The 17982-nt window shown below is 66.8% G+C and carries 21 protein-coding genes; 12 read left to right on the top strand and 9 right to left on the bottom strand.

Translation table 11 applies throughout. The features are described from left to right. Positions 1–4: 4 nt before the first annotated feature. From AB0I34_RS18065 to AB0I34_RS18055, 3 genes are read left to right on the top strand one after another with little or no spacing between them, the layout of a single operon-like run. A complete protein-coding gene (locus AB0I34_RS18065) occupies positions 5–1186 on the top strand; it encodes an MSMEG_0565 family glycosyltransferase (RefSeq protein WP_360446342.1) in 1182 nt (393 codons plus the stop codon). After that, positions 1183–1365: a CbtB-domain containing protein gene (locus AB0I34_RS18060; RefSeq protein WP_360446340.1), complete on the top strand. Its 183-nt coding sequence runs from the start codon at positions 1183–1185 to the stop codon at positions 1363–1365. The genes AB0I34_RS18065 and AB0I34_RS18060 overlap by 4 nt, the downstream gene beginning before the upstream one ends. Before the next feature lie 10 nt (positions 1366–1375). Next, on the top strand, positions 1376–2143 hold the full coding sequence (locus tag AB0I34_RS18055; protein WP_360446338.1) for a CbtA family protein: 768 nt from the start codon (positions 1376–1378) through the stop codon (positions 2141–2143). A 112-nt stretch (positions 2144–2255) separates the two neighbouring features. Here the strand turns inward: AB0I34_RS18055 and AB0I34_RS18050 are convergent, their stop codons facing one another. Continuing rightward, a complete protein-coding gene (locus AB0I34_RS18050) occupies positions 2256–3248 on the bottom strand; it encodes a sugar-binding domain-containing protein (protein ID WP_360446337.1) in 993 nt (330 codons plus the stop codon). A 189-nt stretch (positions 3249–3437) separates the two neighbouring features. Between AB0I34_RS18050 and AB0I34_RS18045 the strand changes: the two genes are divergently transcribed. The 5 genes from AB0I34_RS18045 to AB0I34_RS18025 all read left to right on the top strand — a co-directional run bounded on the left by AB0I34_RS18045 (position 3438) and on the right by AB0I34_RS18025 (position 8108). After that, complete coding sequence (locus AB0I34_RS18045; protein WP_360446335.1) at positions 3438–4397, top strand: sugar ABC transporter permease; 960 nt, start codon at positions 3438–3440, stop codon at positions 4395–4397. Next, positions 4394–5254, top strand: a complete 861-nt coding sequence (locus AB0I34_RS18040; protein WP_360446333.1) for a carbohydrate ABC transporter permease — start codon at positions 4394–4396, stop codon at positions 5252–5254. Before AB0I34_RS18045 ends, AB0I34_RS18040 begins: the two co-directional genes overlap by 4 nt. Before the next feature lie 77 nt (positions 5255–5331). Further along, the gene (locus AB0I34_RS18035) at positions 5332–6678 is read left to right on the top strand and encodes an ABC transporter substrate-binding protein (protein ID WP_360446331.1); all 1347 of its coding nucleotides are present in this window, start codon (positions 5332–5334) and stop codon (positions 6676–6678) included. 41 nt (positions 6679–6719) lie between these two features. Continuing rightward, complete coding sequence (locus AB0I34_RS18030) at positions 6720–7385, top strand: glycerophosphodiester phosphodiesterase family protein (protein WP_360446566.1); 666 nt, start codon at positions 6720–6722, stop codon at positions 7383–7385. Positions 7386–7406: 21 nt separating this feature from the next. After that, entirely contained in the window at positions 7407–8108 is a 702-nt protein-coding gene (locus tag AB0I34_RS18025) for an HAD family phosphatase (RefSeq protein ID WP_360446329.1), read from the top strand. A 23-nt stretch (positions 8109–8131) separates the two neighbouring features. Here AB0I34_RS18025 and gap read toward each other — a convergent pair whose 3' ends face one another. Genes gap through AB0I34_RS18010 form a run of 3 tightly spaced genes read right to left on the bottom strand, consistent with a single transcriptional unit; the run spans position 8132 to position 11137 of the window. Continuing rightward, a complete protein-coding gene (gene gap, locus AB0I34_RS18020; RefSeq protein WP_360446327.1) occupies positions 8132–9139 on the bottom strand; it encodes a type I glyceraldehyde-3-phosphate dehydrogenase in 1008 nt (335 codons plus the stop codon). A 33-nt stretch (positions 9140–9172) separates the two neighbouring features. Beyond that, positions 9173–10048: a phosphoribulokinase gene (locus tag AB0I34_RS18015; RefSeq protein ID WP_360446325.1), complete on the bottom strand. Its 876-nt coding sequence runs from the start codon at positions 10046–10048 to the stop codon at positions 9173–9175. Positions 10049–10060: 12 nt separating this feature from the next. Further along, positions 10061–11137 (bottom strand): class 1 fructose-bisphosphatase, encoded by a 1077-nt coding sequence (locus tag AB0I34_RS18010; RefSeq protein WP_360446323.1) that lies wholly within the window; start codon positions 11135–11137, stop codon positions 10061–10063. A gap of 197 nt (positions 11138–11334) precedes the next feature. Here AB0I34_RS18010 and AB0I34_RS18005 point away from each other — a divergent pair, with 197 nt between their 5' ends. Both AB0I34_RS18005 and AB0I34_RS18000 read left to right on the top strand, forming a co-directional pair. Then, positions 11335–12201, top strand: coding sequence for a class I fructose-bisphosphate aldolase (locus tag AB0I34_RS18005; protein ID WP_360446321.1), 867 nt, complete (start codon positions 11335–11337; stop codon positions 12199–12201). Beyond that, on the top strand, positions 12198–13238 hold the full coding sequence (locus AB0I34_RS18000) for an HAD-IIA family hydrolase (protein ID WP_360446319.1): 1041 nt from the start codon (positions 12198–12200) through the stop codon (positions 13236–13238). Before AB0I34_RS18005 ends, AB0I34_RS18000 begins: the two co-directional genes overlap by 4 nt. On the opposite strand, the gene AB0I34_RS17995 is transcribed toward AB0I34_RS18000, so the two are convergent. The 4 genes from AB0I34_RS17995 to AB0I34_RS17980 form a co-directional block, all read right to left on the bottom strand. Then, a complete protein-coding gene (locus AB0I34_RS17995) occupies positions 13203–14603 on the bottom strand; it encodes an amidase (protein WP_360446317.1) in 1401 nt (466 codons plus the stop codon). The two genes, AB0I34_RS18000 and AB0I34_RS17995, sit on opposite strands and share 36 nt — an antisense overlap. Next, positions 14603–14866, bottom strand: a complete 264-nt coding sequence (locus AB0I34_RS17990) for a hypothetical protein (protein WP_360446315.1) — start codon at positions 14864–14866, stop codon at positions 14603–14605. Before AB0I34_RS17990 ends, AB0I34_RS17995 begins: the two co-directional genes overlap by 1 nt. Before the next feature lie 13 nt (positions 14867–14879). Beyond that, positions 14880–15113, bottom strand: a complete 234-nt coding sequence (locus AB0I34_RS17985; protein WP_360446313.1) for a hypothetical protein — start codon at positions 15111–15113, stop codon at positions 14880–14882. 92 nt (positions 15114–15205) lie between these two features. Next, positions 15206–16066 (bottom strand): sulfurtransferase, encoded by an 861-nt coding sequence (locus tag AB0I34_RS17980; protein ID WP_360446312.1) that lies wholly within the window; start codon positions 16064–16066, stop codon positions 15206–15208. A 62-nt stretch (positions 16067–16128) separates the two neighbouring features. On the opposite strand from AB0I34_RS17980, the gene AB0I34_RS17975 reads away from it, so the two are divergent. Both AB0I34_RS17975 and AB0I34_RS17970 read left to right on the top strand, forming a co-directional pair. Continuing rightward, positions 16129–16593: a MarR family transcriptional regulator gene (locus AB0I34_RS17975; RefSeq protein WP_360446310.1), complete on the top strand. Its 465-nt coding sequence runs from the start codon at positions 16129–16131 to the stop codon at positions 16591–16593. 31 nt (positions 16594–16624) lie between these two features. Further along, on the top strand, positions 16625–17230 hold the full coding sequence (locus AB0I34_RS17970; protein WP_360446308.1) for a hypothetical protein: 606 nt from the start codon (positions 16625–16627) through the stop codon (positions 17228–17230). Here AB0I34_RS17970 and AB0I34_RS17965 read toward each other — a convergent pair whose 3' ends face one another. Beyond that, on the bottom strand, positions 17231–17971 hold the full coding sequence (locus tag AB0I34_RS17965) for a peptidylprolyl isomerase (protein ID WP_360446306.1): 741 nt from the start codon (positions 17969–17971) through the stop codon (positions 17231–17233). Positions 17972–17982 lie beyond the last annotated feature (11 nt).

The raw sequence follows: 17982 nt of genomic DNA, 5'->3' as shown, positions 1-17982 counted from the left end.
TGCGGTGGATCGCTTACGCCTCGCGCTCACGACGTACTCGGTGAAACCACGCGGTGGTGTCGTGCACACCCTCGAGCTTGCGGAAGCACTGCAGGCGGCCGGGGTCGACGTCACCGTGATCGCGCTGTCCGACCAGGGCAAGGGCTTCTTCCGGGAGGTCGACGTACCGGTACGGCTGGTCGATGCGCCGCCACCGGCGCCGACGCTGGAGGAGCGGGTGTTCCAGTCGATCGCGACGCTGACCGACTTCCTCACCGAGATCGGCGACCAGTTCGACATCGTGCACAGCCAGGACTGCATCTCGGCCCGGGCCGCGGCTCGGGTCCGGGATGCGGGTACGCCGTTCCGGCTGATCCGCACGGTCCACCACGTCGACGACTTCACCACCCAGGCGCTGATGGACTGCCAGCGCAACGCGATCCTCGAGCCGGACGACGTACTCGTGGTCAGCAAGCTCTGGCAGGATCTCCTGCTGCGCGACTACGGGGTCGAGGCGCGCATCGTCACCAACGGCGTCCGCACCGACCGGTTCGGCGCCGGCGTCAGCGAGCTGCGTCGCAAGGAACTGCGGCAGCGGATCAACGCCGGCGACCGTTTCGTCTATCTGACCGTGGGTGGCATCGAGCCGCGCAAGGGCACCGCCCATCTCGTCGAGGCCTTGGCCCGGCTGAAGGCGACGCACCCGAATCCGCCGATGCTGGCGATCATCGGCGGTCATTCCTTCCAGGACTACCGGGCCTACCGCGAGACGGTGCTCGACTCGCTCGAGCCGAGCGGGCTGCGGCTCGGTACGGACGTCGTACTGCTCGGCACCGTCTCCGACGAGGAGCTGCCGGAGTGGTTCGGCGCCGCGGACGGCTTCGCGTTCCCCTCGATGAAGGAGGGCTGGGGTCTGGTGGTCCTGGAGGCGATGGCCGCCGGACTCCCCGTCGTGACGTCCGACATCGACGTCTTCCACGAGTTCCTGACCGACGAGCAGGACGCACTGATGACCGGCGCGGGTGATGCGGCTTCACTCGCACAAGGCCTGGCGCGACTGGTCGACGACGAAGCAACCCGGCAGCGGCTGGCCCGGCGCGGGCCGGCCGTCGCCGCGGCGTACCCGTGGTCCGGCACTGCCGAGCAACACCTCGAGGTCTATCGCCGAGCACTCTCATCACACACCGAAGGAGAGCCCGACACATGAGCAATGTGACCACCACGGCCGAGCGCATCCCGGTCTGGGCGTATCTGATCGCCGTACTGTCGTTGATCGCCTTGTATCTCATGCTCCATGACAACGGTGCGGTGCTGTCCACCGTTGCGCCGCACGTCCACGAGTTCACCCACGACGGACGCCATATCCTCGGCGTGCCCTGCCACTAGGGGCGCCGCGATGAATCTCTGGCCGTCAACCTTTCGTGCCTCACTCGCCGGCGGACTCGCGGCGGGTGGGGTCGCCGCGGTCTTCAGCTTCGTGGTCGTCGAACCGACCGTCCGGCTCGCCCTGGAGGTGGAGGAGAGCCGCGCCGCCATCGAGCACGCGCAGGGCGAACATACGCACGAGGCCGAGCTCGTCTCGCGCGGCCTGCAGCAGGTCGGCGGTGCGATCGCGGTGATCGTCGCCGCCCTCCTGCTGTCCGTGCTGTACGCCGTTGCCCTGAGCCGCTTCCGCCGGTCGTCGAAGCTCAGCGACCTGACCAGCGCGCTGGTCGTGGCCGGAGGCGGCTTCGCGATCTTCGCCCTCGCCCCCGGCCTCAAGTACCCCGCCAACCCGCCGGCCGTCGGCGACCCGGACACGGTCACCGAACGCACGCTCCTCTACGGCTGCGCGATCGCCATCGCGGCGCTGACGGTCACGGCGCTGCTCGCCGTCGTCCGCGCCGCCCGGCGGCGAGGATGGTCGACCACTCGCCTCTCCTGGAGCATCGTCGGCCTTGTGGCCGCCGGTTGCGTCGTCCTCTTCGCCGGACTGCCGGCCGCCCCCGACGCGACTCCCACTGACGTCGCGGCCGGCCTGGTCTGGCAGTTCCGGCTCAGGTCACTCGGCACGCTGGCCGTTCTCTGGACCACCTTGGGTCTGGTGACCGGCACGCTGCTGGCCCGGGCGCATCACAGCGCCACGGCGTACGACCGCACTCACCGGGTCCTGAACGGTCGCTGAACAACGTCAATGCCGGGGAGGGACTTACCTTCGCCCGACTCGTCACCCACTGCTTCAGCAACCGATCCTTGCCCGAGGCAACCTGCTGGCCACGTCACGGTCGGGATCCGTGTCATGGGGCGCCGAGGAGCACAGCCTCAGCCAGGTCGTGATCAATGACGATCCCGTTGATCAGTCCAGATGTCAGCGCGGCTCGAACGGCGTCACTCTTGCGTACGTCGAAGGCGATACCGATCCGCGTGGGCACGGAACGCAGCTCGGCTTCGGAGATGCCGATCATCCTTTCGTCGAGCGGCGTCTGCACTTTGCGGCCTCGATCATCCAGGAGGTGTCCGACGACCTCTGCACACACCCCCAGCTCTCGAGCAGTTTCCCGGTCGCGTGCCGACGCTGCCTCATAGACCGTCGACAGTCCATCGCCCCACGCGCCGATGCCGATGGCGCAGACTGTCAACTCACGAAACAGCTGTTGGCAGCGCACGAAGTCGGGTTGCTTCCGATAGATTTCCGGACCTGAATCACTCGGGCACACCATCGGCGCGTAGTAGAGGTAGGCCGGTCCCCCACCGGCCCGCGTGAACCGACGTACGGCTTCCATCACGTCCCACGCGTCGATCCGCGACACCGCGCCGGTGATCTGCACAACAGCGCACCTGCTGAATCCACCCGGAGGATCTGGGAGTCCCATCAGCGTGCGGGTAGATGAAATGCCCACGACGTCGCGATCGGTCACGATCTCTTGCAGCAGCGAGGTTGCGGCTTGCCCGACGATGCCCCGCAACAACTCCGGAGAGTCGGCCGGTGCCTGGGTCACGGCGCAGTACCGCAGTCCGAAGCGATCCTGCAACTGGACGGACAGATCCATCTCCAAGTCATCGGGCAGGCCGATCTCGATCCGGACCAAGCCAGTCTCCCGAGACCGTTCCAGCAGCCGGCCGACCTGAAACCGGGAGAGGCCGAGTTCCTCCGCGATCTGCACGCGAGAACGCTCCTGGAGGTAGTAGCGCCTCGCCACCGCAGCCATCAACAGCATCTGGCTCTGTTTGCCGCGTAGTCGCCGGCCGTCAACCTTCTGCAGGTCAGCACCATCGTCGGTATCGCTCATGTGAGCACTCTAGACCTCATATTGATTCGAGTCATTGTCAGGCAAGCGCCGCGAGTGCCTTAATTCGATGTCCACTCGCTTCCACTGGACCGATCAGATGAGCGATACCCGAGAGGCTCTTCGCATGGAACGACACCCCTTGATCTCCGGCACGCGCTGCCGGCGGCGACCTCGACCGGCGGCAGCGCCGTGACCGGCATTCTGGCCGGCCGAACTGGCACGGTCACAGCGTCGGCAACCGCGAAGGCTGCTCCGCACTGGAAACGTGCCTTACAGCGGCACGGCAAGGAGTACCTTCTCTTCGCGGCGTTGGTCGGACCGAACCTCGCACTCATCCTGGTCTTCTCGTACTGGCCGGTGATCTACAACCTCTATCTGAGCTTCACCTCGTGGGACATGATCTCTCCGAGTCCGACCTGGGCCGGTCCGGCGGAGTACCGCGAGCTGTTCACCAGCTCCGACTTCGCCCAGGTGCTGCTCAACACGTTCAAGTTCGTGGCACTGATCGTTGTCGGTGCCGTTGTCGGGGGACTGGCAACGGCGTTGGTCCTCAACCAGCGACTCATCGGCCGTGGTCTGGTGCGAACGGTCAGCTTCGCACCACACATCGTCTCCGGGGCTGCGATCGCCACACTCTGGCTGTTCATCCTCGACCCGAGCTTCGGCCTGCTGCGCGCAGTCCTGGAGCCACTGGGGATCACCTCACCTCAGTGGACGACCAGCTCTCACTATTCGCTCTATGCACTCGTGATGGTGTACCTCTGGAAGGGAATCGGCTTCTGCGCGATCATCTACGTCGCCGGCATGCAGAACCTCCCCAGTGACCTGTTCGAGGCCGCGACGCTGGACGGTGCGGGCGGCTGGTCGCGCTTCCGCTACGTCACTGTGCCGCTGCTGTCCCCGGTCACCTACTTCCTGGTCGTGACATCGGTCATCGGCACCTTCCAGGCCTATGACGTCACCGCCATCATGACCGGGGGCGGTCCAGGCATCTCTTCGACGACCTTGAGCTGGTTCATCTACCAGAAGGCATTCCAGGCATCCGATGCCGGCCTGGCAGCTGCCGCGGCAGTGGTCATGCTGATCATCCTGCTGGCGATCACCTTCCTGATGACCCGATTCGCCGAGCGGAAGGTGACCTACCAGTGAGCGCCAACACCTCAGCACGGCGAGACACCGCCGGCAGAGCAGTCTCCAGACAGATCGTCATCTACGCACTACTGGTGCTGATCGCTGCTGTCTTCATCATGCCGCTGTACTGGCTGCTCAGCTCAGCGGTCAAACCCAGCGGCGAGATCTACCGCTTCCCACTCCAATGGATCCCGCAGCACCTGCACTGGTCGAACTTTGCCAACGCCTGGCACGACGCGCCGTTCGGATCCTTCTTCATCAACTCGATTGTCGTCACCGTCATCGGAACCACCATCAAGATGCTGTTGGCAACCGGCTCCGCCTACGCCTTCACGTTCCTGCCGTTTCCCTTCAAGCGGGGCATCTTCTTCCTGCTGCTCGGCGCACTGATGACCCCGGGCACGATCACGTTACTGCCCAACTATCTGACCGCCTCCCACCTCGGCTGGGTCGACACCTACGCGGGGCTCATCATCCCTGGGGCCGGATCAGCGTTCGGAATGTTCTTGTTACGCCAACAGATGATGAGCCTCCCGCGCGAGGTGTTCGAGGCCGCCAGCGTCGACGGAGCCGGCCACCTACGGATCCTTCTCCAACTGGTCGCGCCCATGTCTCGGCCGATGATGATCACCGTCACGCTGATCTCGGTCATCGAAGTATGGAACGACTTCATCTGGCCACTGATCATCACCACGACAACCCAGATGCGCACCTTGCCGGTCGGCCTGCTCTACCTGAAATCCCAGGAGGGCTACAACGACTGGGGCGCCATCATGGCCGGCACCGTCATGGTCGCCGCACCCATGATCATCGTCTTCCTCCTGGCACAGCGCTACATCGTCGCCGGATTCTCCGGCGGCGCGATCAAGGGCTGACCCACTCATTGCCGTCACAGCTGGAAGGACCACATCACATGTCCGGAAACAACTCCCCCCTCAGCCTTGGAACCGGGTTGAGCAGACGCTCACTGCTCAAACTGGCCGGCGCCGGCGCTCTCGCAGCTCCTGCTCTTGCGGCCTGCTCAGGTGGCGGTGGCGGCGGAGCAGGGGGCGGGTTCGCTGCAGTCGACGTCAAGGTGCCGGAGAAGTACCGCAAACGCGGTCAGAAGGTCGTCCTGTGGAGCTCGTGGAACGGGAAGCCGGGCAACGTTCTGAACGAGCTGATCAACAAGTTCAACGACTCACAGAACGACATCTACGCCCAAGCACAGTTCCAAGGGAACTACTTCGACGCCACTTCCAAGGTCACCGCCGCCTTGCGAGCGAAGGCCGTCCCCGACATCATGGCGTTCGGTCAGACTGCCTGGCAGGTCTTCTTCCTCAACGAAACGCTCGAAGAGCTCGACAGCTACGTCGACGACGCGTTCACAGCGTCGTTCTACCCGAACCTGTTCGACGCCGGCGTGATCAAGAACAAGCTGTACTGGATCTCGTTCGCCCGCAGCACACCGATCATGTACTACAACAAGGATCTGTTCGCCAAGGCCGGACTACCCGACCGCGGACCTGAGACCTGGACAGAACTGCGGGAGTGGGGACCTGCGCTGATCCAGCAGAAGGCCGCCGGCAAGCCCGTGAAGGTGACCGAACTGTCCGGTGGTGACAGCTGGGAATTCGAAGCCAGCGTGTGGCAGTTCGGCGGACGCATCTCCAAGGGCCTCGACGTCACCATCAACAAGGACGGCGCCGTCGAGTGTGCCGACTGGATGCGAAAGCTGATCTTCGACGACAAGATGGCCGTCCTCTCCCGTGATTATGGGACGAACTTCAAGAACGGCCTCGTCGGCACCTACATGAACTCGACCGGGGCGTTGGCCGGCACCTACGAGGCAGCCAAGTTCGAGGTCGGCGTCAGCCCACTGCCCAAACAAGTCACCCATGGAGTACCCACGGGCGGCGGCGGGCTTTCGATCTTCAAGGGCATACCCAAGGAGCGCAAGGAAGCCGCCTGGGAAGTGATCAAGTTCCTCTCCTCACCAGAATCGGCCGCAACCTGGTCATTGGGCACCGGTTACCTACCGGTCGTGAAGGAGGCAGTGAGTCGGACCGAATACCAGACCGCGCTGAAGAAGGACCCCAACCGCGGCGTGGCCATCGCCCAGTTGGCGCAGGCCGGCCAGCTCGATGAGCTCGACGCCTACGTGCAGAACGCTTCACCCATCATCTACGGGGGGTTGCAGAAGATCTACGGCGACAATCAGCCGGCCCAACAGGTGCTGGACGGCGTCGCCGAGCAGCTCAAGGCCGGCGCGGAGAAGATCAAACCGAAGTACGACAAGCTCGCCGGAGACGAGGGCTGACACCGGTGGCACCGTTTCGCATCACCGGTCACCGCGGCGCCATGGGCTACATGCCCGAGAACACAATCCCCTCCTACCTTCGCGCTGTCCAGGACGGCGTGGACGAGGTCGAACTCGACCTGCGCCTCACCAAAGACGGTCACATCGTCCTCATTCACGACCCGACAGTCGACCGCACAACCAACGGTCACGGCGCAGTCGATGAACTCAGTCTCGCCGAACTGCAACGCCTGGACGCCGGCAACGGCGAGCACATCCCCACCTTCGAAGAAGCGATCGAAGCCCTGGACATCACGATCCTGGCGGAGATCAAAACCGACGCGGTGGTCGAGCCACTGCGCCGCCAGTTGGCCGACCGCGCGGAATTGCGACAGCAGATCCAGCCGATCAGTTTCCACGCCGAGAGGCTTGAACCCCTCGCCGAGGCATTCGGCGACCTACGCTGCGCACTGTTGTCCGAGACCGGGTCCGAAGAACTGCTGGAGCAGGCACTCGCCATCGGTACCCAGTGGGTCGGGGTCGGGTGGCAGGGAAGCAGTCCGGAGCTCATCAAGCAGGCCCACGACAAAGGGCTGGAGTACTGCCTCTGGCCGGCGCCGACCCGAACTGAAGTCGACCGAGCCATCGCCTGGGGCGCAGACGGTGTCACCACCGATCACCCGGCTCGAGTCATCCGGCCCAGTACCGGATCCGTTCCCGTCCCATGAACCTCACGAGGAGACCCGATCTTGAACCAACCAGCCCTCCAAGCGGTCCTGTTCGACATGGACGGAACCTTGTTCGACAGCGAACGCATCTGGGACGTCAGCCTTCAGGACCTGGCGAGCAAGCTAGGCGGCACCTTGTCTCCGCAGGCACGGCTCCGGATCGTCGGCAGCAACCTGCTCAACACCGTCCGCATCATCCAAGACGACATCGGGGTCGACGGCGACGACCAACGCTTGGCGAAGTGGCTGCTCGACCGGACACAGGAACTCTTCTCAGTCGGTGTTCCTTGGCGCCCGACGGCCCGTGAGCTGGTCGCCGGCGTACGTTCCCACGGGATCCCCACCGCATTGGTGACCGGGAGCTACCGGGTGCTGGTCGACGTCGTCCTCGCACAGCTTCCACCGGATACCTTCGACCTAGTGCTGTGCGGTGACGAGGTCGCATACCCCAAGCCCCATCCGGAGTCGTACCTGACTGCGGCGTCCAGACTCGGAGTGAACGTGCACAACGCCGTCGCGATCGAGGATTCGCAGAACGGCATCGCGTCAGCTGCCGCTGCTGGATGTGTGGTTGTCGCCGTCCCAGAGGACCCACGAACTCTCCCCGAAGGACACGGTGCCACCATCGCTCCCTTGTCCTCGATCACCGTCGATTGGTTGAGCATGCTGGTGGCATCACCAACCAGGCCGGCCGGCCACGGAGGCCACCGAGTTCACGGCTGAGGTCGTCGATGGTTGCCATCGGCTCAGAGGCTCGCGCCGACGTGGGCGACGAGATCGGCGAGCCGGTTGGAGTAGCCCCACTCGTTGTCGTACCAACCGACAACCTTGACCTGGTTGCCGATCACCTTGGTCAGCGGAGCATCGAAGACGCAGGACGCCGGATCGGTGACGATGTCGGACGAGACGATCGGGTCGGTGGAGTAGCGAAGGTAGCCCTTGAGGTCTCCCTCGGCCGCCGCCTGGACGATCTCGTTCACCTCCTCGACGGAGGTGTCCCGCGCCGCGTCGAAGGTCAGGTCAGTCGCCGATCCGGTCGGCACCGGCACCCGGAGCGCGTACCCGTCCAGCTTTCCCTTCAGCTCGGGCAGCACCAGCCCGATGGCCTTCGCAGCTCCGGTCGACGTCGGTACGACGTTGATCGCGGCAGCCCGCGCCCGGCGCAGGTCCTTGTGGATGTTGTCCTGCAGGTTCTGGTCGGCGGTGTAGGCGTGGATCGTGGTCATCAGGCCCTTGGTGATCCCGAGCCCCTCGTGCAGGACCTTGGCCATCGGCGCGAGGCAGTTCGTGGTGCAGGAGGCGTTCGAGATCACCGTGTGCGCTGCGGCGTCGTACTGGTCGTGGTTGACGCCCATGACGATCGTGACGTCGTTGTTGGAGGCCGGTGCCGAGATGATCACCTTCCGGGCGCCGCCGCTGTCGACGTGCGCGCGGGCCAGGTTCGCGTCGGTGAAGAAGCCGGTCGACTCGACCACCAGGTCGACCCCGAGGTCCTTCCACGGCAGCTTCCCGGGATCGCGTTCGGCCAGGGCGACGATCGACGCGTCGCCGACCACGATCGCGTCGTCGGTCGACCGGACGTCGGCGTCCAGCCGGCCGAGGATCGAGTCGTACTTCAGCAGGTGCGCCAGCGTCGACCGGTCGGTCAGGTCGTTGACGCCGACGATCTCGATGTCGGCCCCGCCGGCGCGGACAGCACGGTAGAAGTTGCGGCCGATCCGGCCGAAGCCGTTGATGCCGACACGAACAGTCATGAAAGGGAGCCTCCAGAACTCGGGGAACAGCGATCAGCGGGTCTTGGCCTGGCGGTCGAGCAGGCGCCAGAGCATCGGGGTGAAGATCAGCTGCATGGCCAGATCCATCTTTCCGCCGGGGCAGACGATGGTGTTCGGGCGCGACATGAACGAGTCGTGCAGCATCGACAGCAGGTAAGGGAAATCGATCCCGCGAGGGTCCTTGAACCGGATCACGAGCATCGACTCGTCCGGCGTCGGGATCGTCCGTGCGATGAACGGATTGGATGTGTCGACCACCGGCACCCGCTGGAAGTTCACGTCCGTACGCGAGAACTGCGGGCACATGTAGTTCACGTAGTCGTGCATCCGCCGCAGGATCGTCTCCGTCACGGCCTCGGTCGAGTAGCCGCGCTTGTCCTTGTCCCGATGCAGTTTCTGCGTCCACTCCAGGTTGATCACCGGCACCACGCCGATCAGCAGATCGGCGTGCTGCGCGACGTCGACCTTCTCGGTGACCACCGCGCCGTGCAAACCCTCGTAGAACAACAGATCCGTAGCACCGGGGAGCTCGGCCCAGGGCGTGAACGTCCCGGGATCCTGCCCGTACGGCGCTGCCTCCTGCTCGTCGTGGAGGTACCTGCGCACCCGGCCACCGCCGCTCTCGCCGTACTGCCGGAACAACCCTTCCAGCTCTTCGAAGAGGTTGGCGTCGGGACCGAAGTGGCTGAAGGTGTGATCCCCCTCGGCGAACGCCCGGGTCATCTCGTCCTTCATCCCCATCCGGTCGTAGCGGTGGAAACTGTCGCCCTCCACGAAGGCGGCGTTCACCTGCTCGCGCCGGAAGATCTGCTCGAAGATCCGCATCACCGACGTGGTACCGGCTCCGGACGAGCCGGTGATCGCGACGACGGGGTGCTTGGCTGACATGGGACCAACTCCTCAGGCGGTGGCGCGGTACAGACCGCGGAAGCCGTACAACGGATTGCGCTGCTGCTCGGGGTCGCCGCCGGACTCGGCGTGGTACCGCTCGATCCGGTCGACCTCCTGGCGCGAGCCGAAGATCAGCCCGATCCGCTGGTGCAGTTGCGTGGGCCTGACCTCGAGTACGCGTTCGCGTCCGGTGATCGCGCGGCCGCCGGCCTGCTCGATCAGGAAGGCGATCGGGTTCGCCTCGTAGAGCAGCCGGAGCCGGCCCTCCTGTGCGGGATCCTTGGAGTCGCGCGGGTACAGGAACACGCCGCCACGGGTCAGGATCCGGTGCGTCTCGGCCACCAGCGAGGCGACCCAGCGCATGTTGAAGTCCTTCTGCCGCGGACCCGTCGTACCGGCCAGGCACTCGTCGATGTAGCGCTGCACGGCCGGCTCCCAGAACCGGCGGTTCGAGGTGTTGACCGCGAACTCGGCCGTTGCCTCCGGCACCTTGATGTCCTGGCGGGTCAGGAAGAACTCACCCAAGCCCGGGTCCAGCGTGAAGGCGTGCACGCCGGTTCCCACGGTGAGCACCAGAACGGTCGACGGACCGTAGATCGCGTAGCCGCCGGCGACCTGTTCGGTTCCGGGCTGGAGGAAGTCGGCGACCTGGACGTCAGGCCCGGTGACCGGGGCGGCCAGGATCGAGAAGATGCTCCCGACCGAGACGTTGACGTCGATGTTGGAGGATCCGTCGAGCGGGTCGAACACGAGCAGACAGTTGCCGCGCGGATGGTGCGCCGGGATCTGGTACGGCGCCTCGAGCTCCTCGGACGCCATACCCGCGACGAGACCGCCCCACTCGTTGGTGCGCACGAAGATCTCGTTGGCCAGTACGTCGAGCTTCTGCTGCTGCTCGCCCTGCACGTTGGTCGCCCCGGCAGCGCCGAGTACGCCGGCCAGCGCACCGGACGCGACCCGCTTCGAGATTGCCTTGCAGGCCAGCGCGACGTCGAGGATCAACGAGTCGACCTCTTCGCTCGCACCGGGGTGACGGCGACGGTCCTCGGTCAGGAACTGGGTCAGCGTCTGGCGTTCGGTCAGCATGGGCACTCCTCGCGGCAGGGGTGGGCTGCCCCGAGCACACCATTGCCTCCGCCACGCGGCATCCACCCGAGGGGTGACCGCGGGGGTGGGAGTCGTACGCCGGATCACCCACACACTCAGCCCCGCGGGTGAATCGATCGTGCGCACGACCACTTAGCGTCGATGCAACGCCGTACATCCGTTGAAGGGAGGCCGAAATGCCCACGATGCACGAGACCGCCGCCGCGATCCTGGCAGCACCCAAGGGAATGCTGGTCGTGGACGAGTATGCCGAGGCTCTCGTCGGCGCCGACCAGGCTCAATCCTTCGCCGAGGCGGTTCTGCGGACGGAAGGCCTGAGCAACTACGTCTCCGCGGTGCTGCTGACTCCTGGGACCTTCGCCGCGCTCGGGACGACGGAGGCCGCGCCACTGATTGGTGTGCGCATGACGTCGGCGGAGGCCGACGTACCAGCGGGCGCGTCGTTCGTCGAGTGGCGCGAGAACCTTTCACCGCTTGACGTTCCGCGCGGCTCTGTCCACGTCGGTGTCGAGACGCTGGCGCTGGGCGCGGCGGCGGCGCAGGCCAGGGGAGTCCTTCCCGTCCTCACGATCGCCATGCCGGAGCTCGGCGCGTCCAGCATCGCTGTCAACCAGGCCGTCACGACCAACGCGCTGCTCGCCCTCCGCGCCGAGCTCGACCGGGTCGGGGTCGATCCCCACCACCTGTTGCTGCGGATCAACATGGTCGTGCCCGGACTCACGAACCCGGTGCCGGCGGACTCCGAGCAGGTCGCTCGAAGGACCGTGGCCCTGCTGGAGAAGGGTGTTCCGGCACAGACCCCCGGCGTGCTGCTGCTTTCCGGCGGACAACCTCTCGACCGAGCCTGCGCGCACCTGGAGGCCATCGCCTCGGTCCCGGGCCAACCCTGGCGAGTGACCTTCGGATTCTCACGTCCGCTGATCGCCGCGGCCGCGGAGGCCTGGAGCCGTGACGCCGACTATGAGCGAGTCCTGCTCGACAACTGCAGGCAGGCCAGCGAGGCCGTGGCCGCCGCGCTGGTGTCCGGCGGAGCCGCTTCGTGAGCCACCTCCACGACACGGCCGTCATCGACAGATCCCAGCCGGTCCTGGCGAAGTACCGCGGAGTGATCTGCGATCTCGACGGTGTGGTGTACCGCGGTGCACAGGCAGTGCCGGGTGCGGTTCCGAGTCTGAACGCGATGATCGCCGGCCAGGTGCCAGTGGTGTTCGCGACCAACAACGCATCCCGCTCCCCCGCCGCTGCTCGCGAGCATCTGCGCGAGTTGGGGCTCAGCGACGAAGGCTGGTCCGTCGTCACCAGTTCACAGGCGGCTGCGGCGTACCTGGCCGAACGGCTCCGGCCAGGAGCGCCGGTCTTCGCCGTCGGTGGACCCGGCGTACCTGAGGCACTCACCGAGGCAGGCCTGACACCACTTCGGGTCACCGAGCTCGCCGATGGGCAGACGGTCGAAGCGGTCGTCCAGGGAGCAGGGCAGGACGTGACCTGGCGCGACCTGGCCGAGGTCGCCTATCTGGTCCAGGCGGGCGCAATCTGGGTCGCCACGAACCTCGACGCGACGGTGCCGACCTCACGCGGACTGTCGCCGGGCAACGGCGCCTTCGTCGGCGCGGTGCAGTCGACGACGCCGGCCGCCCCGCACGTGACGGGCAAGCCCGGGACGGCGCTGTTCGACCTCGCCCGTTCCCGGCTCGGCTCCGATCGTTCCGAAACCATCATGGTCGGCGATCGTCTGGACACCGACATCGCCGGGGCCGGCGCGGCCGGCGTGGACTCGATGTTCGTGCTGGGCGGCGCCAGCACCCTGCGCGACCTGGCCTTCGCCGAGGACAACGCGCGACCGACGTACTTCGGATTCGACCTGTCGGGTCTGCTCCAACCGGGTCTGTGCCGGCGGCCCGGACCCGACGACGCCGTCGAGCTGTCACCCGAGGGCATGCTGTCGGTACGACGTCCCGTCGCGCGACATCGGTTGCTCCAGGCAATCGTCTCTGCCGCGTGGCACGCGCGCGACCACGAACTTCCACTCGTCGCAGACAGCGCCTCATGGGCGGCACTCGAACGCCGGCTGGGCGTCTGAGGCCCGCTCCACCAGCCGCGCCAGGCGCAGCAAGCCCGCATCCCTGGCCGGCAGTCCGAGCAACTCGAGGCCGACCGGCAGGCCCTCGTCCGTTCTGCCCACCGGCAGCGTCAACGCCGGCAGATCGGCCTGCGACGCCACCAAGGTGTTGACGGGCAGCGCGCGGCTCGGCAGTCGGAGCCGGTCCCGGTCCCGCCGCGGCGCAGGCACGCGAACCGTCGGGTACACGAGTGCGTCGAGGCCGCGGCTGGTCATCACATTGACCATCGCTTCGCGCAGCCGGCGCCGCCCGGCCAGCAGTTCCACGCGGCCCCGAACACTGGGTGACGAGCGGGTCGCGAGCAGCTCGGCAAGATCCAGCTCTTCGGGGAAGACCCCCTCGTCGTACAGCTCGGTGAAGGACCTGCCCCGAAGCGCCGGACGCGAAGCGAGGAAGGCGTCGAGGTCTGCTCGCGCCGCAACGACGTACGGCGAGCTGTCCCGCAGCAACCCTTCGAGTGCCGGCACCTCGATGTCGGCAACGGGGACGCCGAGTCGTGCGAGTGCTTTGCCGAACACTGTCGAGACCTGGTCCGAGCCGTCCCACCCGACCGGACCGTCCGGCCGGAGGAGGTGCCCCAGCCGATAGCTCTCCAGCGGTCGCGTCGGTTCGCTCACCGGCAGGCGCCCGTCGGAGAGCACGGCCAGGAGGAGCTCGGCATCGTCGACACAGCTGGTCAGTGGACCTGGGGTGTCCTGCATCGACACCAACGCGGACAGCCCGTGCGCCGGCACCAGCCCAGGGGTCGGCCGCATTCCGACCACCCCGTTGAAGGACGCCGGGACTCGCACGGATCCGCCGGTGTCGGACCCGAGTGCGGCCGGCACGAGTCCGGCCGCGACCGCGACCGCCGACCCGCTGCTGGAGCCCCCTGCGTCGTGCAGCGGCGATCGGCCGTTCACGGTCCGGACGCCGATGGACGAGTCGAACAACCACGACATCGCGAAGTCCGGGGTCGCGGTCTTGCCGAGAATGATCGCGCCGGCCGCCCGGAGTCGCCGTACAGCTTCGGCGTCAGCCTCCGGAAGGTAGTCGCGGAAGGCGTGGCAACCGAAACTCGTCGGGATCCCGCGCGTCTCGAACACATCCTTCACCAGGATCGGGATCCCGTGCAGCGGACCGAGGACCTCGCCTGTTCGCGTCAGGTGCTCGTCCGCGGCGGCCGCGTCCGTCGTTGCCAGCGGATTGAGCGCCAGTACGGCGCCCAGCCGCGAGTCGAGCTCGGCGATCCGGTTCAGGCACTCGTTGACGAGGGCAACAGAGGTGACGTCGCCGGAGACCTGGTCGCGCCGGAGTGTGGCCAGGTCCGGCCAGGCAGCTGCCATCACCAGCTGCAATAGGAGCAGGAGCCCGACGCGCCGGTGTAATAGCCGCAGTCGTGGGATTCCGGACGGGCCGGGCCGACCCATCGCCGGATGATCGTCGCCAGGCGGCATCGCCGGCAGGACGTCCGGGTGACCAGCGTGCCGGAGTCCGGCGTCTCCCAGTACGCCACAGTCTCGGACTCGTGCTCGCCTTGCCGGCCGTCACACTGGGACGACTCGCAGGCCAGCACCACCTCATCCACTTCTGAGCTCTCGATCAACACGGGATTCACCTCCTCAGATCGGAACGCCCCAGGGCCTGGTCTCGAACTCGAGGCGGTCGGCATCGGCCCGCAGCATCCGGGCCGCGCTCCGATGTGCCTCGACCGATGCCGGGAGCGACGCCCAGTACGGCGTACGCGCGGCCTCGTCCGCCGCGGCCTCCTCCTCGCGCTTCGCGAGGGCGTAGAGCTGCCGGCACAAAGCGGTGATGACGTCTGGCTTCCAGTGGCCTTCGCGGGTGAGGTTCATCGGATCTCCTGGCCTGTGGGGGTCGTGAGGAGATGGTCCGCTGCCCTGTTGCACGGCCGTTGCAGAGGTCTGCAACGGCCGCCAGGGGCTCGTCACACCTCGACCGGCACACCGATCAGAGAGCCGTACTCGACCCAGGAACCGTCGTAGTTCTTGACCGACGGCTGGTCCAGCAGCTCGTGCAGCACGAACCAGCTGTGTGCGCTGCGCTCGCCGATCCGGCAGTAGACGACGATGTCGGAGGCAGGCTCGCCGCCGGGTCCGGCCAGCGCGAGTCCGGCGCCGGCGTACAGGTCGCGAAGCTGTGCATCGGTGCGGAAGGTGCCGTCGTCGGCCACGGCCTGCGACCACGGCACGTTGACCGCGCCGGGAACATGGCCCGGAACCTGAGGCTGCTCCTGCGGAAAGTGCGCCGGGGCCAGGATCTCGCCGGAGAACTCAGCCGGCGACCGGACGTCGAGAATGCTGTCCCTGCCGATGGCGGCGATGACGTCGTCCCGGTAGGCCCGCAGGCTTCCGTCGGCGGGCTGTGCGCGGTAGGCGGCCGGTCGCGGAGTACGCCGACGTACGGTCTCCGCATCGGTCAGCGGCCGCCCGTCGAGCTCCCAGCGCTTCGTGCCACCGTCGAGCAGGCGCACGTCGCGATGACCGTAGAGCTTGAAATACCAGTAGGCGTACGCCGCGAACCAGTTGTTGTCCCCGCCGTACAGGATCACCGTGTCGTCCGGCGTGACCTGGTGCGTGGTCAACAGCTGCTCGAATGCGTCCTGGCCGATCAGGTCGCGACGGAGCGGGTCCTGAAGATCGGTCCGCCAGTCGACTGCGAGCGCACCCGGGATGTGCCGAGCGGCGTGCGCCCTACTGTTCTCGTCCACCTCGAAGACCACCACGGCGGGATCGTCCAGCTGCTTCTCGAGCCAGTCGCCATCGACCAGCACGCGCACTCGGGCCATCGTTCCTCCTCATTAGTTAGTGCGCTAACCATTAGCGTACGCAAGATTGGTACACTCACGGTGTGGCCGAACGACAGATGAGACAGACCGACCTCGAGAACCCGCTGGCGCTCGAGCACCAGGTCTGCTTCGCGCTGGCGATCGCCGCGCGCAGCGTCATCGCGCTCTACCGGCCCGTCCTCGAGCCGATGGGGCTGACGCACCCGCAGTACCTCGTCATGCTGGCGCTCTGGGAGTTCGAGCCGGTCTCGGTCAAGGACCTGTCCGGGATGCTGCAGCTCGAGCCGGCGACGCTGTCCCCGCTGCTCAAACGTCTCGAGAGCGCGGGCCTGCTGCGCCGGGATCGGGACACCAGGGACGAGCGTTCACTCGCTGTCTCCCTGACGGAGAAAGGGCGCGACCTTCGCAAGCAGGCGCTGAAGGTGCCGCCGGCAATCGTCGACCGCCTGGGCATGGACGTCGACGAGCTGATGCAGCTCCACGAACGCCTGACCCGGGTCATCGCCGCCGCGAAGGAACCCAGCTGACCCGGCCGTGCCGGTCGGGCAGAATGCGGGGATGACCGAGCTTCCGTCCGAGTACCACCGCCGCCTTCCGTACGGCGAGCGCATGTCAGCCGAGCCCTTGCTGGGTGGGCCGTTCTTCCCGTTCGAGGGAGATCTCCAGGTCGTCCCTCTGGCCGATCCGGTGTTGCCGGAGCCGCCGCGGCGGGGTGAGGAGGGCGGCGAGCCGTGTCCGAAGTGTGCGGATCCGGATCGGTTCGCGATCTGGCGGGACGAGCAGTGGCAGTTGAAGACCTTCGCGGCGGGTGGGCTGCCGTTCGTAGCGATCCTGGAGCCGCACGAGCACTACCGGCTGGACAACCTGCCGCCGGAGCTGACCGCCACGCTAGGGCCGCTGATCCAGCGGGTGGCGAACGCGATCCGGCAGATCGATGGCGTGGGGCGGACGCATTTCAGCCGGTGGGGTGACGGGAGCGAGCACTTCCATCTGTGGTTCCTGGCGCGGCCGACCGGGATGATGCAGCTCCGCGGGGCGATGATCGCGGCGTGGGACGACATCCTGCCGAAGATCCCCGACGAGGAACTCACGGCCAACGCGCGGCTGGTTGCCGCCGCCCTGGTCGAGGACGGCGGCGAAGCCGTGGGCATCGGCCTGAGCTGACTACCTGACGCCGAGCGACCGGGCGACCAGGATGTCGGTCTTGCGCTGAGGCGCACCGTCGACCGGCGCCGGCTCGTCCGGGGTCGGTACGACGCCGCCGGCCGCGACCCGATCCAGGACCTTCAGGCCGAGCCGGTCCACGGACCCGAAGATGGTGTAGTCCGGGCGCAGCCGCGAGTCCGCGAACACGAGGAAGAACTGGCTCCCGTTCGTGTCCGGGCCGGCGTTGGCCATGGCAACGGTCCCGCGCGCGTAGACCTTGCTGGCCCCGGTCGGGTCGGTCGGCCAGTTCGGCAGATCGGTCGGCAACTCGTCCTTGTAGGAGTAGCCGGGTCCGCCTTCACCCGTGCCGCTCGGGTCGCCGCACTGCAGGACCTGGAGCGTCGAGTACAGCGTGAGCCGGTGGCACGTGGTGAAGTCGTAGAACCGGCTCTTGGCCAAGTGCAGGAAGCTCTGCACCGTGCACGGCGCCTTGGCACGATCCAGCGACAACACCATCGGACCCTGGTTGGTCGCGACCAGGACCTTCACGATGCCGTTGTCCGGCGTGTGTTCCGGATCCGGCGGCAGCGAGACAGGCCGCGCCGGCGGGTCGTCCGGCGTACTCGTGTAGCCGCACGGACCGTTCGTGCTCGACGGTGCCACGTTCGTGCTCGGCGGTGCCGCGTTCGCGGGGCCCGTGGCGACGAGCAAACTGGTGACGGTCAACGTCGCGCACGCGATCGCACTCGCGAGTCTCATGGTCGATCCCC

Origin of the sequence: Kribbella sp. NPDC050281, from assembly GCF_040655855.1 — a bacterium.
Lineage (GTDB): Bacteria > Actinomycetota > Actinomycetes > Propionibacteriales > Kribbellaceae > Kribbella.
Note: the sequence above shows the minus strand (reverse complement) of the source record. Positions and strands in the feature narration are given on the sequence as shown.